General features: G+C 36.3%; 9 protein-coding genes and 2 pseudogenes. 8 read left to right on the plus strand and 3 right to left on the minus strand.

From position 1 onward, the window contains the following. The first annotated feature begins 19 nt into the window (after positions 1–19). The 6 genes and pseudogenes from rsuA to citG all read left to right on the plus strand — a co-directional run bounded on the left by rsuA (position 20) and on the right by citG (position 6,824). Positions 20–709 (plus strand): 16S rRNA pseudouridine(516) synthase RsuA, encoded by a 690-nt coding sequence (rsuA, locus tag A9G03_RS07850; RefSeq protein ID WP_065798865.1) that lies wholly within the window; start codon positions 20–22, stop codon positions 707–709. Positions 710–802: 93 nt separating this feature from the next. Further along, positions 803–2,101: a Bcr/CflA family multidrug efflux MFS transporter gene (locus tag A9G03_RS07855; protein WP_065798866.1), complete on the plus strand. Its 1,299-nt coding sequence runs from the start codon at positions 803–805 to the stop codon at positions 2,099–2,101. 2 nt (positions 2,102–2,103) lie between these two features. After that, on the plus strand, positions 2,104–2,640 hold the full coding sequence (locus A9G03_RS07860) for a gamma carbonic anhydrase family protein (protein ID WP_065798867.1): 537 nt from the start codon (positions 2,104–2,106) through the stop codon (positions 2,638–2,640). Between the two features lie 91 nt (positions 2,641–2,731). Further along, a pseudogene (locus tag A9G03_RS12725) lies at positions 2,732–3,268 on the plus strand (DNA translocase FtsK 4TM domain-containing protein); the annotation flags it as partial. A gap of 903 nt (positions 3,269–4,171) precedes the next feature. Then, positions 4,172–5,716: pseudogene (locus A9G03_RS12730) on the plus strand (DNA translocase FtsK); the annotation flags it as partial. A 220-nt stretch (positions 5,717–5,936) separates the two neighbouring features. Then, the gene (gene citG, locus A9G03_RS07870; RefSeq protein ID WP_065798868.1) at positions 5,937–6,824 is read left to right on the plus strand and encodes a triphosphoribosyl-dephospho-CoA synthase CitG; all 888 of its coding nucleotides are present in this window, start codon (positions 5,937–5,939) and stop codon (positions 6,822–6,824) included. Between the two features lie 161 nt (positions 6,825–6,985). Here citG and A9G03_RS07875 read toward each other — a convergent pair whose 3' ends face one another. Continuing rightward, a complete protein-coding gene (locus tag A9G03_RS07875; RefSeq protein WP_065798869.1) occupies positions 6,986–8,149 on the minus strand; it encodes an MFS transporter in 1,164 nt (387 codons plus the stop codon). A 258-nt stretch (positions 8,150–8,407) separates the two neighbouring features. Here A9G03_RS07875 and A9G03_RS07880 point away from each other — a divergent pair, with 258 nt between their 5' ends. Both A9G03_RS07880 and A9G03_RS07885 read left to right on the plus strand, forming a co-directional pair. After that, positions 8,408–10,270, plus strand: a complete 1,863-nt coding sequence (locus tag A9G03_RS07880) for a beta-glucoside-specific PTS transporter subunit IIABC (RefSeq protein WP_065798870.1) — start codon at positions 8,408–8,410, stop codon at positions 10,268–10,270. Positions 10,271–10,280: 10 nt separating this feature from the next. After that, the gene (locus tag A9G03_RS07885; RefSeq protein ID WP_065798871.1) at positions 10,281–11,678 is read left to right on the plus strand and encodes a glycoside hydrolase family 1 protein; all 1,398 of its coding nucleotides are present in this window, start codon (positions 10,281–10,283) and stop codon (positions 11,676–11,678) included. A gap of 72 nt (positions 11,679–11,750) precedes the next feature. On the opposite strand, the gene A9G03_RS07890 is transcribed toward A9G03_RS07885, so the two are convergent. Together A9G03_RS07890 and A9G03_RS07895 are read right to left on the minus strand one after the other, a co-directional pair. Beyond that, a complete protein-coding gene (locus A9G03_RS07890) occupies positions 11,751–12,893 on the minus strand; it encodes an AAA family ATPase (RefSeq protein WP_065798872.1) in 1,143 nt (380 codons plus the stop codon). A gap of 3 nt (positions 12,894–12,896) precedes the next feature. Next, on the minus strand, positions 12,897–13,754 hold the full coding sequence (locus A9G03_RS07895) for an RNA ligase family protein (RefSeq protein ID WP_179854750.1): 858 nt from the start codon (positions 13,752–13,754) through the stop codon (positions 12,897–12,899). Between the last annotated feature and the right edge of the window lie 242 nt (positions 13,755–13,996).

Here is a 13,996-nt window from a genome sequence, read left to right on the forward strand (position 1 = left end):
GAGGAAGATTACCCAGATTATGCGATTAGATAAATTTCTAGCTCATCACTTAGGTATAAGCAGAACAATCGTGAATAAAGAACTTAGAGCACAAAAAGTGACTGTTGATGGCGACATAATAAAATCAGGCGCCTACCAATTATCACCTACACAAGTGGTTGAGTACGATGGCTTCGAAATTGTGCCAATCACCGAACATCGTTATTTTATGCTCAATAAACCACAAGGTTATGTTTGCTCAACCGATGATCCCGATCATCCAACTATTCTATATTTTATCGATGAACCAATGTCTGAAAAGTTGCACGCAGCCGGCAGATTGGATCTTGATACAACAGGTTTAGTACTATTAACAGACGATGGTAAGTGGTCACATCGTATTACTTCACCCAAACATCATTGTGAAAAAGTCTATCAAGTCACGGTTGAACACCCCCTAAGCATCGAACTCATCGATATATTTGCCAAAGGCATTCAACTAAAAAGTGAGAAGTCACTCACAAAGCCGTCTAAACTAAATATTATTGACCCATATCACGCAGAGCTAACCATTAGTGAAGGTCGATACCATCAAGTTAAACGTATGTTTGCCGCAGTTAATAATCATGTTGTTCAGTTACATCGAAAACAAATTGGCAACATTATGTTAGATATTCCTGAGGGCGAATACCGTCCACTTACTGAAGAAGAAATCAACTCTTTTAGTTAGCTTCAAATTTTATCGTAATAATAAAAGTGAATAAATGATTGTCTCTTAAAGTCAATAAACACCGTTAAGTCATAATTAACGGTATTATCGATTATGTTGCCACATCATCATGCACTTTTAGTTGAAGAATTTTATAGGAACCCAAACGTGCAAAACTCAAATACGCAAGTAGAATTTAAAATTTCTAAAAAAGCACTGATCTTTATCCTTGGATTGCTATCTATGTTAATGCCTTTATCCATTGATATGTATTTACCGAGTATGCCAACAATTGCTCACGACTTTAATGTAGCTGATGCAACCGTTCAACTTACAATTAGCTGTTATTTATTAGGGTTTTCCTTTGGCCAACTTTTATTTGGACCACTTACAGACAGTTATGGCCGGCGAAATATTCTTATTATTGGTCTGATTATTTTTGTTTTTGCCGCCTTTGGTTGTGCTATTGCTGGCAATATTAATCAATTGATAACTGCACGTTTTTTCCATGGGATTGCAGCTGCTGCAACCACAATAGTGATTAATGCTTTAATGAAAGATATCTATCGTGACCGTGATGAGTTTTCAAAAATGATGTCCTTTGTGATGTTAATCTCTAACGTAGCACCATTATTAGCGCCGATCATTGGTGGTTTTATTTTGTATTGGTTTAATTGGCAAGCAAACTTTTATACCATTTGCCTAATGGCAATCATTTGCTTTGGCTTGGTGGTAAGTTATATTCCAGAAACACTTGCCAAAGCTAAACGTGATAAATTTAGTATCATTCGAATATTAAGTAATTTCATTACACTATTTCGACATCGCCAAGCCTTAACTTACATGCTAATAGGCGCATTTGCTGGTGCTGGATTATTTTCATTTTTAAGTTTAGGGCCTTTTGTTTACATGAACTTACATGGCGTTGCATCCACCAATTTTGGTTACTATTTTGCACTTAATATTATGGTAATGGTATTGATGAATACCTTAAATAGCCGCTTTGTTAAACTTGTTGGTTCTATCAAAATGATGCAATTAGGGCTGTTAATCCAATTTATCATGGCGATAGGGCTTTTAATTGGAACATTATTTAATTTTGGATTTATCTATTTAGTCGTGTGTATTGCAGGTTACATTGGATGCATGTCAACAGTTGGCGGTAATAGTATGGCTGTGGTATTAGACTTCTATCCGCATATTGCCGGTACAGCATCGTCACTTGCTGGTACGATTCGATTCGCCATAGCTGGAGCAATTGGTATATCATTATCAATGCTAGTCTCGATTCATAAAACGATAACACCAATTAATGATAATACCACAGAGTGGTTAATGATCGGTTCTATGGTACTGTGTAATTTTCTCGCGGTTGGCTTATTTTTGAGTGTCAAAAATATTAAAAGGAAATAACCATGATTTATCAATTAGATGATTTATGCCCACAAATTCACCCAGATTGTTTTATTGCCGAATCGGCTGATATCATTGGTAATGTGACTCTAGAACAAGGAGTATCCATCTGGTTTAACGCCGTTTTACGAGGTGATATTGCAAGTATTCATATTGGCAAAAACAGCAACATTCAAGATAATTGTACCGTACATATTGAGACTAACATACCGTGTATTGTTGGTGAAAATGTCACGATTGGTCATAATGTGATTCTTCACAGCTGCACAATTGAAGACAATGTCTTAATCGGAATGGGAAGTACTATTTTAAATCATGCCAAAATTGCTAAAAACTGTCTGGTCGGTGCTAATTCTTTAGTTACTCATAGTTTACCTTATCAAGAAGGCTGCTTAATTATGGGATCACCAGCGAAAATAATTCGGCAACTTACCGAAGCCGAAATTGCAGCAAATATTAAAAATGCCCAAAATTATGTCAAAAATGGACAAAGGTTTAATAAAAATCTAATGGCAATTAATCGCTCACAGTCACAATAAATTACGTTTTATATTTTATTCACTCTGTGAGCAAAAGTAATTTATGATAAAATGCCAACAATTTTAATTGCAATCGTTTTTAGGTACGTACTTGAAAAAGCCAAAAACAACCAGAAGACAGATATTTAGCCAATTCATTTTATTAATAATAATAGCGTTATCTGCCTGCTTATTTTTATCACTATTTTCTTACAATGCATCAGATCCCGGCTGGTCACGCACTGCTTGGCATACCCCTATCAGCAATTATTGCGGCTATATTGGTGCATATGCATCGGATATACTATTCCAATTTTTAGGCTTTATTGCTTACAGCGTTCCTTTTTTTGCGCTATTTTTTAGTTTGCAATTAGTGATCTATTTTTATCGTCACGCTAATGCACCTATCAACTATTTTAGTTTATCATTCAGAATTATTGGTATTTTAGCATTTATCTTTAGTAGTACTGGTTTTTTCACTTTAAATATTCGTGATGCAGAACAATTCCAAGCTGGAGGATACCTAGGTTCAATTGTTATCGAAAGCCTATTACCTATAATGAATGGCTTTACAGCATCGATTATATTACTCATTGTTAGCCTTGCCTGTATAACCCTATTAACGGGATTATCATGGTTACTATTGATGGAAAAACTTGGGGCATTAGTCATGCTGCTTTTAACGCCGATTACCTGGTTATTTTCATCACATAAAGCCAGTGCAAGCACTCACACTGTTACCAAACAGCGGGATAAAGACATTGCACTAACAACGCAAACAAAAGAGCAGCCTGTTGTTATTCCATTAGAGAGCAATAAAGTCAATTTAGATACAGAGCAACCTTTATCTATAACAGCCAATGAAGAAAAAGTGATTAGTCATTTAGATGACACTAATCAGCTTGAACAAAACAATCCTATAACACTCAATAAGGATGATGAAGCATTAATCCAAACAGCAGAGCAATTGTTACAGTCGCTTGAGCAAACGACTAACAATCAACCTGATTTATCTAGCACACCAGTTAATGATGAGCCTAAAAAAGATCTGGATCCAAACGATATTTTAGCGCGTATGGAAGTGATTATAAAAAATATGAATGAACGAAAGTTAGCGCTTTCACAAGATCAAACTAATACTACGTTGCCACAATCAAATTTAGCCAATAATTTACAAGCAACAGCAAACCAAACAACAAAAGACTCAGAAAAAGTGCAGCCTTTTGATGAAAATAAATACACCATTTCAGATGCGCCTAGTAAACCGTTATTTACGTTAAATAATAACGAATCTACCTCAGCGAACGATGCAATCGCTCCAAACCAATTTATATCGAACGAACCAGAATCATCGACTCAAGACGATGAGCAACCAACACATCAAGAACCCGAAATTCAGATTGAACATCCTACAGCCGAGATTGAAAGACACATCCCCGAAGATGTTGATCTTGAATCGTTAAAAAATGAAAACCCTGTTATTGATGACATCTATCTAGACGATACAGATGTTGAACAAAGTCACAATAACCCAATTACCATTGATGATGAAAACGATAGTTTAATTCACCCATTATTAAGACGAGATGATAAACCACTACCAAAACCAACAACGCCACTACCGTCATTGGATTTATTAACTGCACCGCCAACAACTCGAATCGAAGTCGATCATGCTGCATTAAATGCAATGTCTGAACTGATTGAAAAAAGTTTAGCCGACTATCGTGTTAAAGCCAAAGTTGTTGATTATATGCCAGGACCTGTGATCACCCGCTTTGAAATTGAACTAGCTCCCGGTATTAAAGCTGCCCGAATATCAACACTTGATCGCGATCTTGCTCGTTCACTATCAATGCCTTCAGTGCGAGTTGTAGAAGTTATTCCGGGTAAACCTTATGTCGGTATCGAGTTACCTAATAAAAATAGGCAGACTGTCTACTTTAGAGAAGTATTAGACAGCCCACAATTTCGCAATGCACAATCACCATTGACTATCGTATTAGGAAAAGATATTTCAGGGCAATCGGTTGTTGCAGATTTGGCTAAGATGCCACATTTATTAGTCGCAGGCACCACAGGCTCTGGTAAGTCTGTGGGTGTTAATGCCATGATTTTAAGCATCTTATACAAATCACAACCTGAAGATGTCAGGTTCATTATGATCGACCCTAAAATGCTTGAACTCTCTATTTATGAAGGTATACCGCACTTATTAACGCAAGTAGTTACCGACATGAAAGATGCGGCGAACGCACTTAATTGGTGTGTAAACGAAATGGAAAGACGTTACCGATTAATGTCAGCTTTAGGTGTCCGCAACATTGCCGGCTATAATGAAAAAATAAAACAGGCAGAAGAGATGGGTAGACCTATTCCTGACCCACTTTGGAAACCTACTGATAGCATGGATCTTAACATGCCAACATTGGAAAAATTGCCTTACATTGTGGTTATGGTCGATGAATTTGCTGATTTAATTATGGCTGTTGGTAAAAAAGTGGAAGAATTAATTGCACGCCTAGCCCAAAAAGCAAGAGCTGCGGGTATTCACCTAGTGTTAGCCACCCAGCGTCCATCGGTTGATGTTATCACTGGTTTAATCAAAGCCAACATACCAACCCGTATTGCTTTTACTGTATCAAGTAAAATCGACTCACGTACTATTTTAGATCAAATGGGCGCCGAATCACTACTTGGCATGGGGGACATGCTGTATTTAGCGCCGAATAGTTCGATTCCTATTCGTGTACATGGTGCTTTTGTCCGTGATGAAGAAGTTCATGCAGTTGTGCAAGACTGGAAAGCTCGCGGCAAACCAAAATATATTGAAAATGTGACGGTATCAACTGAGGATAATGATAGCAGTCATGCTGACAATATTGATGAAGATCTCGATCCGCTATTTGATCAAGTTGTAGAGTTCGTGGTTGAAACGCGCAGGGCTTCTATCTCTAGTGTGCAACGAAAATTTAGAATTGGTTATAACCGAGCAGCGCGAATAGTTGAACAAATGGAGATTGAAGGCATCATTAGTGCACCAAGTCATAACGGCACTCGAGAAGTGATTGTGCCACATTCACATGGTGATTTTTAGTCGTAATAATAAATCCATCTAGTTACTAAATCATTAGGTGGATGAAATAGGCGTGCAATCCGCCGATTTTAGTATAAATGGTTAACACCTATTACAGAGCTTTAAATAATAGACTTAAAATACATTAAGTTACCCCGAATACGAGATCAACTTAGCACAACCTAAGCATCTCGTTAATACAACCAAAATACAGTAACCGTTTGATAGGTATTAGACAATAATGAGTAAATATTCACAGCAAGTGACATTATTAGAATCGCAACTCATCAACCATAAAAACTTTAGTTTACCTGCGCAACTAGCTATTAAGGCATTAATTAAGGAAATTTGCTTATCACCTAAACCAGGGCTAGTTGATATGAACAATAATGGCGCACACCGTGATATGGATTTTCAAACATTTATCCAAAGCATTTCAGCTATTTCAACTTGGTTTGAACAGTTCTATCAATATGGTAAACAAGCAGCCTATCTAGAACCCACTGTATTTTTAAACGGTATTAGACCCATAGGCATACAATGTGAACAAGCTATGTTTAATGCGACCAATCAAATCAATACTCATAAAGGTGGTATATTTGCTTTCGGTTTAATACTTGGTGCTATAGGCAAACTCGAACAGCTCGGCTTAGCATGTCAAATGCAAACAATTTGCGAGCAAGTATCAATAATATGCCAAGGTATCGTCAATAAGGAATTAAAACAAAATAATCCATCTTATTCAATTGGTGAAAAGCTGTATAAACTCCACAACCTTTCTGGTGCACGGGGAGAAGCGGAGTCAGGTTACGCAACAGTTAAAAATATTTCACTCCCTATTTTAAAAAATATGCAGCAAAGTGGCTACGATGAAGAAACTTGCTTATTACAAACCTTGTTATATCTGCTCGCATTTAACCAAGATACCAATTTGGTTGCAAGAGGGGGACTTGATGGATTGGCCTTTGTCCAACAACAAGCTAAAAAACTGATTTTACAAGGCGGTGTGATTCATACTCATGGTCAACAAAATTTAAATAAGCTTGATAACGAGTTAATAAAACGCAATTTAAGTCCTGGTGGCTCAGCTGATCTTATCGCCATTACTTGGTTCTTATCACAGTACTAATTCATCTGTATAACAATAATCAGATGGATTGACCGTATTAAGGTTATTGATTGGCTTTGATTAACTTAACCCTATGCAAAATGGTGTTATATTACTTTAACTTATAACATTCACGTCATTTGTGGTTAAATTCATATATATCAAGGCGGTAACCAAAAACATCAATCCTGTTTTTTATTTCTTTTTAAATGATAAATCCCATACAAAACAGCCCCTAAAATAGCCATAATAGCTAAAATAAAATAAGCGAGACTCATTGAATATCGTAAACTCACGTATCCAACAATAACAGGAAACAATGTCATACCCAACGCGTAAATCGCTTGAAATAAACCCATCGCCGCCGAGCGCGCATAAGCTGGAATAGTAGATGTTGCTTCAAAAGTTAGAAAAGAAAATAATATTCCTGTGCCCATTCCAGGAATAACTTGTAGTAATAAAATGGCATAAGGTGATGAAACTTTCGGTATCAAAATGCAATACAACGCCAGCAACATAAAAGACAGGATAATCCAAGTAGATATACTCAATTTATTAACCAAGTTACTTGCCCCTACTTTACCAAACAAGACTGATGCCAACATATAACTTATTGAAGATAAACCAATTAAGCTTGAACTAGCACCTAATCCACTTAATATCTGATTAGTAAATGACATAGTTGTCGACATTTGTATCCCTTGCTGAATTAAAGCCAACAAAGAAAAAAACAGTAATTTACGATCAAAAAACACGTTAAACAAATTATGATAATCAAAATTGTGATGAATTCTTTCAGGGTATTTCAGTCTGATAGCTAAGATAAAAGCAATAAATCCGCTTAAACAACTGAGTAAACAGATAAATTGCATCCCAAAATATTCAAATAGCAAGGTACTTGATAAAAATGCTAAAAAAATACCAAGATTATTCACCATAATAATTAAGCTAGTGGCATAACTTTTTTTCGATTTAGGATAAAACCCCATAAACAACACCATAAATGAAATCCACATGGCGCTGGCAAATCCCGAAATAATATTACCAATCAAAAATCCCCAACCAGTAGGTTGTATAAGACGAATAATTGAAGCAAATCCAGCTAAAAACGATCCTAATACGATAAATATCTTATGCTTTTCTTTAACATTGGCTAATAATCCAACAGGTATGCGTAAAAATAACTGTGAAACACCATAGGCGCTAACCACCATACCAATAAAATTGGTCGTCATATGGATTGCAGCTAAATAAGGGGTTTGATAAGGAATATAAATATATTGTGCATACCAGAAAAAAAACACAATACACAACAACAAATACGATCTTTTTTTTGCCACTTTCATTTGAACAACATTTTATTGCTTATAATTACTTTATGTAAAAATATATCTAAATTAGATATTTAGCAACAAACAAATCCATCTTGTCTAAATTTTTAAACTATGTTAGCTTGAAGTAAGTCAAACAACGATAAAAATAATTTTACAAATTAGCAGAAAATATCTTCTATAAATTTTTATAACCGATATTCCCTATACCTTATTTGGCGGGTTTTAGTTTTTATCAGTGTGTAACCATTCTGTAATGTAATGGAGAAAATAATGGATTATCAAACAATTGCACAACAAATTTTACAATTAGTTGGCGGTAAAGCTAATGTTATTAGCTTAACGCATTGCTTTACTCGTTTAAGGTTTCAATTAGTTGATAGCAACAAAGCTAATCGTGAAAAATTATTACAAACAGAGGGCGTTATTTCGGTTGTAGAAAGCAGTGGACAATATCAAGTGGTACTAGGAAATAAAGTCACCAAAATTTATCAAGAAATCATGCCATTGCTCGGAAAATTAGAGACCAGCGAACAAACGCCCCCTAAAGTATCAATTGGCGTAAAAATTCTTAACGCTTTTGCTGCTATTTTTACGCCCGTGATTCCGGCAATTGCCGCATCCGGTATGTTAAAAGGGATTTTAGCAATTGCTGTTATGATTGGTAATTATTACTATCAAACTGATATAAAAACTTATAACACCTACACGATTTTACATGCTGCATCAGATGCAGTTTTCTACTTCATGCCAATAATACTAGGCTATACTGCGGCTAAAGTATTTAAAGCCCACGAATTTATATCGATGATAATTGGTGCAACGTTATGCTATCCATCAATTGTCAATTTAATGGCAAGTAAAACTGAAGTTACGCTGTTTACTATTGAATTAACCAAAGCAAGTTATACTTCTAGCGTTATTCCAATTATTTTAGCCATATTTATTTTAAGTTACGTACAAAGATTTTTAGAATTTATCATCCCTGAAGTATTGAAAATTATCATGGTACCAACCTTTTCATTACTGATTATGATACCAGCTACATTACTTATTTTCGGTCCTATTGGTATCTACATTGGCGAATTTATAAACTGGATCTATTACTACATTATGGGTGTTAGTCCTATTTTATTAGGGGCATTTATCGGTGGTGTATGGTGTATATTAGTCATCTTTGGTGCGCATCGAGCAATTGTACCAATCGGCATTAATGACGTAGCGCAAACTGGACGCCAGAACTTACTTGCTTTCGCTGGAGCGGCAAACTTTTCACAAGCTGGCGCGGCATTAGGTGTATTTTTCAAAACCAAAAATAAAAATTTAAAAACAGTTGCGGCATCGGCAACCATTACCGCTTTATTTGGTATTACTGAGCCCGCAATTTATGGTGCGAATTTAAGATTAAAAAAGCCGATGATTTGTGCGGTTATTTGTGGCGCTATCGCGGGTGGACTAATGGGCTGGGGAGGATCGTATGGTACTGCTTTTGCCAATCAAGGGGTTTTAACTATTCCCGTTTACGCTGAAGCCGGTACAACTGCATTTTTATGCTATTTAATTGGCATATCTTTTGCCTTTTTCGGTTCATGCATTTTAACGATGATTGTTGGATTTCAAGATCTACCCAGTGAGGAAAATTCTACATCAAACCAAACGCATAGCCCAGATTTATTACTTTCCGATCAAACTATTACCTCCCCTATTAAAGGGCATGTTATTGCGCTTAGTGAAGTTAAAGATGAAGTGTTTGCATCTGGCGCGATGGGTAAAGGTGTCGCTATATCTCCAGAAATTGGTGAAGTCATTGCACCAGCAGATTGCACAGTTACAGTACTTTATCCCACTTTACATGCTATTGGTTTAAAATTAGATAATGGATTAGAGCTATTAATACATATTGGTATCGATACGGTAAAACTGCAAGGCAAATATTTTCAATCTTATGTTGAAGTGGGGCAACACATTAAACAAGGAACTAAAATTGTATCCTTTGACATCGATAAGATTAAGCAACAACAATACGATTTAACAACATCAATAATTGTCGTTAATTCAGAACAATATAAAAATGTCGACTACACCAAAGATATCGACGTTAATTATCAAGACCAATTATTATTTATTCAAGTTTAGAGGTAAAAATATGAAAACATTTGCTAAGGATTTTTGGTGGGGTGCATCCTCTTCTGCATTTCAAATTGAAGGTGGATGGGATGCCGATGGTAAGGGAATGACCGTTGCTGATTATAATTCATTTCAACGTTCAGCAGTGCAAGCCGATAGCAAAGTTGCCAGTGATTTTTATCACCATGTAGAGAGTGATATTGCGTTGTTTAAAGAGCTTGGACTTAAAACTTATCGTTTTTCCATATCTTGGGCACGTATTATTCCTGATGGCGATGGTGAAATAAATCAAGCTGGGATCGATTTTTATAATCGAGTAATTAACGAATTAATCAAAAACGATATCATTCCATTTATTACCCTTTATCATTTTGATTTACCTTTTGCATTAGTTGATAAATATAATGGTTGGCAAGACCGTCGTTGTGTCGATGCGTTTAGACGCTATGCTCAGATCTGCTATAAAGCATTTGGTGATCGGGTAAAACATTGGCAAATCAATAATGAACAAAATTTGATGATTCGTGTTAACGAACGAATGAACATGTATAAAGTCGCACCAGCCGATGCTGAAAAAGTGAGAGCTCAAATGGATTATCACATGTTTGTTGCGCATGCGATGGCAACAAATGATTGTCATGAACTAATTGCTGGAAGCAAAGTAGGACCAGCGGTATCATCCACCATGACTTATCCTGCAAGTAATAAACCAATGGATGTTTGGGCAGCTAAAATGAATGATAATTTTAAAACTAATTATGCCCTAGAAATGTACTGTTTTGGAGATTATCCGGGATACTATAAACATTATTTGCAACGTTGTGGTATCTACCCTATTACACAACCAGAAGATGCCGAAATATTAAAACAAGCTAAACCGGATTTTATTGCGGTAAATTACTATCGAACATTAGTCGCAAGCTATTTACCGGAAGACGCAAAGCATCCATTTGGCACTAAACATAATGATATCGATTTTGATCTGTATGGTTACTTTAAAATTGAAAAAAACCCGAATTTAACAGCAAGCACTTACGGTGCGCAAATTGATCCAATGGGTTTACGTTTAGTCCTAAATGAATATTATCGACAATACCGCTTACCCCTAATCATCACTGAAAATGGCTTAGGTACACCAGACGAATTAACAACAGATAATAAAGTGCATGATGATTACCGCATTGATTATATTAAAGCTCATATTTCAGCTTGTCATGATGCGATTGAAGATGGTGTTGAGTTATTTGGTTATTGCCCATGGTCAGTTATTGATTTATTAAGTTCTCATCAAGGATTTAAAAAACGTTATGGCTTTGTTTATGTTGATCGAGATGATCATGACTTAAAAACACTTAATCGAATTAAAAAAGATAGCTTCTATTGGTATCAAAAAGTAATTAAAGATAATGGAGTTTAACCCTTTCATAGCTATCAATTGACAAATATGGGGCTAAATAAAGCCCCATTCTCTTGTTGCAAATTGTGCTAGTTACTGATTTATCACATAGCTAACCTGATGTGCTTCGGTCGGTGAGGGAACTTGCCATTTACTAAACATACGCTGAATTTTTTTATTCGCTAAGCTTGTATCGCGTTTTAAATTACGCCGATATAACTCTTGTTCCGGTTGTTCTATATAAACGATTTCAACCTCAGCGTGATAGGCATAAAGTAGATCGAGTGCTTTTTGCCGCATGTCTTGTGATAAATGTGTGGCATTCCAAATAAAAGGCTGCTTATCTCGTAACCATTGTTTCACTTTAGCTAATACAAATTGAATCACTAATCCTTCATTTTCACCATGCTTTAATTTGAGTTCACTGCGCGCATCATCATAAGAAGCAACTGGCCATGTTGGATAATGCTTGCTTACCCAACTATTTTTGCCCGAAGCCGGTAAACCAGACATCAATATCACTTTTGATCCTTGTTGTGGATATAGCGCATAATCAGGCAGGACATTACTGCCGCGAAAATAGTGTACTCGCGTATAATCATCAACAAATTGACGAGGTTTATAAAGGCAATCTTCTTCCAACGCAAGTTGTTTAAATAACTCAACTTCATCCAATACTCTAGCTTTATCAGTACAGATACGCCCCAGCATATCTGCTTTCGCTTGCAAGCATAGCATCCAAACCGGTAATTGCCATGACAGACGATGCACAAGGTATTGGGGTGAATAGCGCTGATGTGCATCACTTAACGCAAAAAACGGAACCTGATGAACCGCGATAATACGACATATCTGTTCACGTAGTTCAAAAGGTACGGCCATTTGCCACAACAATACTCTGCTACGAATTTCCCCCTTTTGGGAGTGTCTTGGTTGACTGATTTTACCCGTGACCTCATCAATCACGGTAGTTTCTGGTTTAGCAATATCATGTAACAATGCGGTCATAAATAACACAAATTGTTGCTCCTGAGTAGCTTTTGCAAACTCAGTCTGTTCAATTAATGCGCGCAATACCATTTGTGTATGTATCCAAACATTACCTTCACCATGATGTAACGGGTCTTGTGGTGTGGTAATAAGCGCAGTTAACGCTGGAATACACGTTAACCAGTCATCAAAATTATCTTTAGCAATACTGTTAGCCACTTGCTGTTGTAATTGTAAATAGTCCATTATTTATCTCCCTACATCAACTTGCTGATTCCAATTGACGGTTAACTGTGGTGCGTATAAATCGACATTATCGGCCAGTTGATTGGCAATAAACGGTTGCTCTAAATGGTGTTGGCCAGCGTCTAAAATAGCTTGCACAAAATCTTGTCTCACCCATTTTAAACGATCGATTGTGTGATGTTCACTTTCGATCTTTAAATACAGTCCTTCCATTAAATCCGAGCGGTCACACTGCTGCCACGCTTTAGCTAAATCTAGCTTTTCACGTGTTACTATTTTTTCAAAACAAGCCTGCCAATGCTGAGTTTTAGCTAAAGATTGTTTAACTAATGCTAATAAGTCAGCTAATTTAGTCGGTGCTTGTCCCGCAAATAGCACCGGTACCGATAAAACCGGACCATTAGCTAATAGTTGGTGCCGCTTTTGGGTCGATAAAAAACATTGTTGTTGTCTATCCCAAACATCAAATTCACAAAAATAGTGAGGTAATGCATCATAAAATATAGTGTGTTTTTTATGTAACCATTCACCATACATAATATAACGATCTTCTAATCGCTCTAATAGCCAATGTTCATGTACACTAGCCCAGTGTTTTAATAGATTAAATTGACGCTCTCTTGACCCACCCATTAAGTAGTGGCCGCGCGATTGTAATAACAGTTCGCCACTTTGCGAAAAGCTTATAGCACAGTTAGCACCATCGAGTTTTTCTTCAACGACAATATAACAATTATATAACTCGTTATAAGCGCGCTGTCCGTCAGTGCTATCACCAAATTGTAAGCGTGAACCCTGTAAATGAGGTGTTCTTGGATATTTAATTAATTCTAAATTTTGAATATAAGATTCCATTGTCATGATGTTTTCTCCAAAAATATAAGGGAAAACCGACAAGGCAAAAATCTATAAATTGAAGTGTAACGAGAATGCTTTGAGAGGTAAAAGCAAAAATACAATATGATAGAAAATACCGTGTCGGCATTAAGATAAAGTGTTAACTACAGGCATTTTGCCACCTCGCTATAATAAAAAGTTTAGGTTAAAAAAACGGCGCCATTATCTGGTTGTGCAGCTAGCTTGTCAAGTCAATTTATAAAATT

Origin of the sequence: Gilliamella sp. wkB171 (genome assembly GCF_001693755.1) — a bacterium.
Classification (GTDB): Bacteria; Pseudomonadota; Gammaproteobacteria; order Enterobacterales; family Orbaceae; genus Gilliamella; species Gilliamella apicola_F.

Coding starts and splice junctions, on each gene's coding strand:
- rsuA (WP_065798865.1), top strand. CDS start 20: ATGCGATTAGATAAATTTCTAGCTCATCACTTAGGTATAAGCAGAACA.
- A9G03_RS07855 (WP_065798866.1), top strand. CDS start 803: ATGTTGCCACATCATCATGCACTTTTAGTTGAAGAATTTTATAGGAAC.
- A9G03_RS07860 (WP_065798867.1), top strand. CDS start 2,104: ATGATTTATCAATTAGATGATTTATGCCCACAAATTCACCCAGATTGT.
- citG (WP_065798868.1), top strand. CDS start 5,937: ATGAGTAAATATTCACAGCAAGTGACATTATTAGAATCGCAACTCATC.
- A9G03_RS07895 (WP_179854750.1), bottom strand. CDS start 13,754: ATGACAATGGAATCTTATATTCAAAATTTAGAATTAATTAAATATCCA.
- A9G03_RS07890 (WP_065798872.1), bottom strand. CDS start 12,893: ATGGACTATTTACAATTACAACAGCAAGTGGCTAACAGTATTGCTAAA.
- A9G03_RS07885 (WP_065798871.1), top strand. CDS start 10,281: ATGAAAACATTTGCTAAGGATTTTTGGTGGGGTGCATCCTCTTCTGCA.
- A9G03_RS07880 (WP_065798870.1), top strand. CDS start 8,408: ATGGATTATCAAACAATTGCACAACAAATTTTACAATTAGTTGGCGGT.
- A9G03_RS07875 (WP_065798869.1), bottom strand. CDS start 8,149: ATGAAAGTGGCAAAAAAAAGATCGTATTTGTTGTTGTGTATTGTGTTT.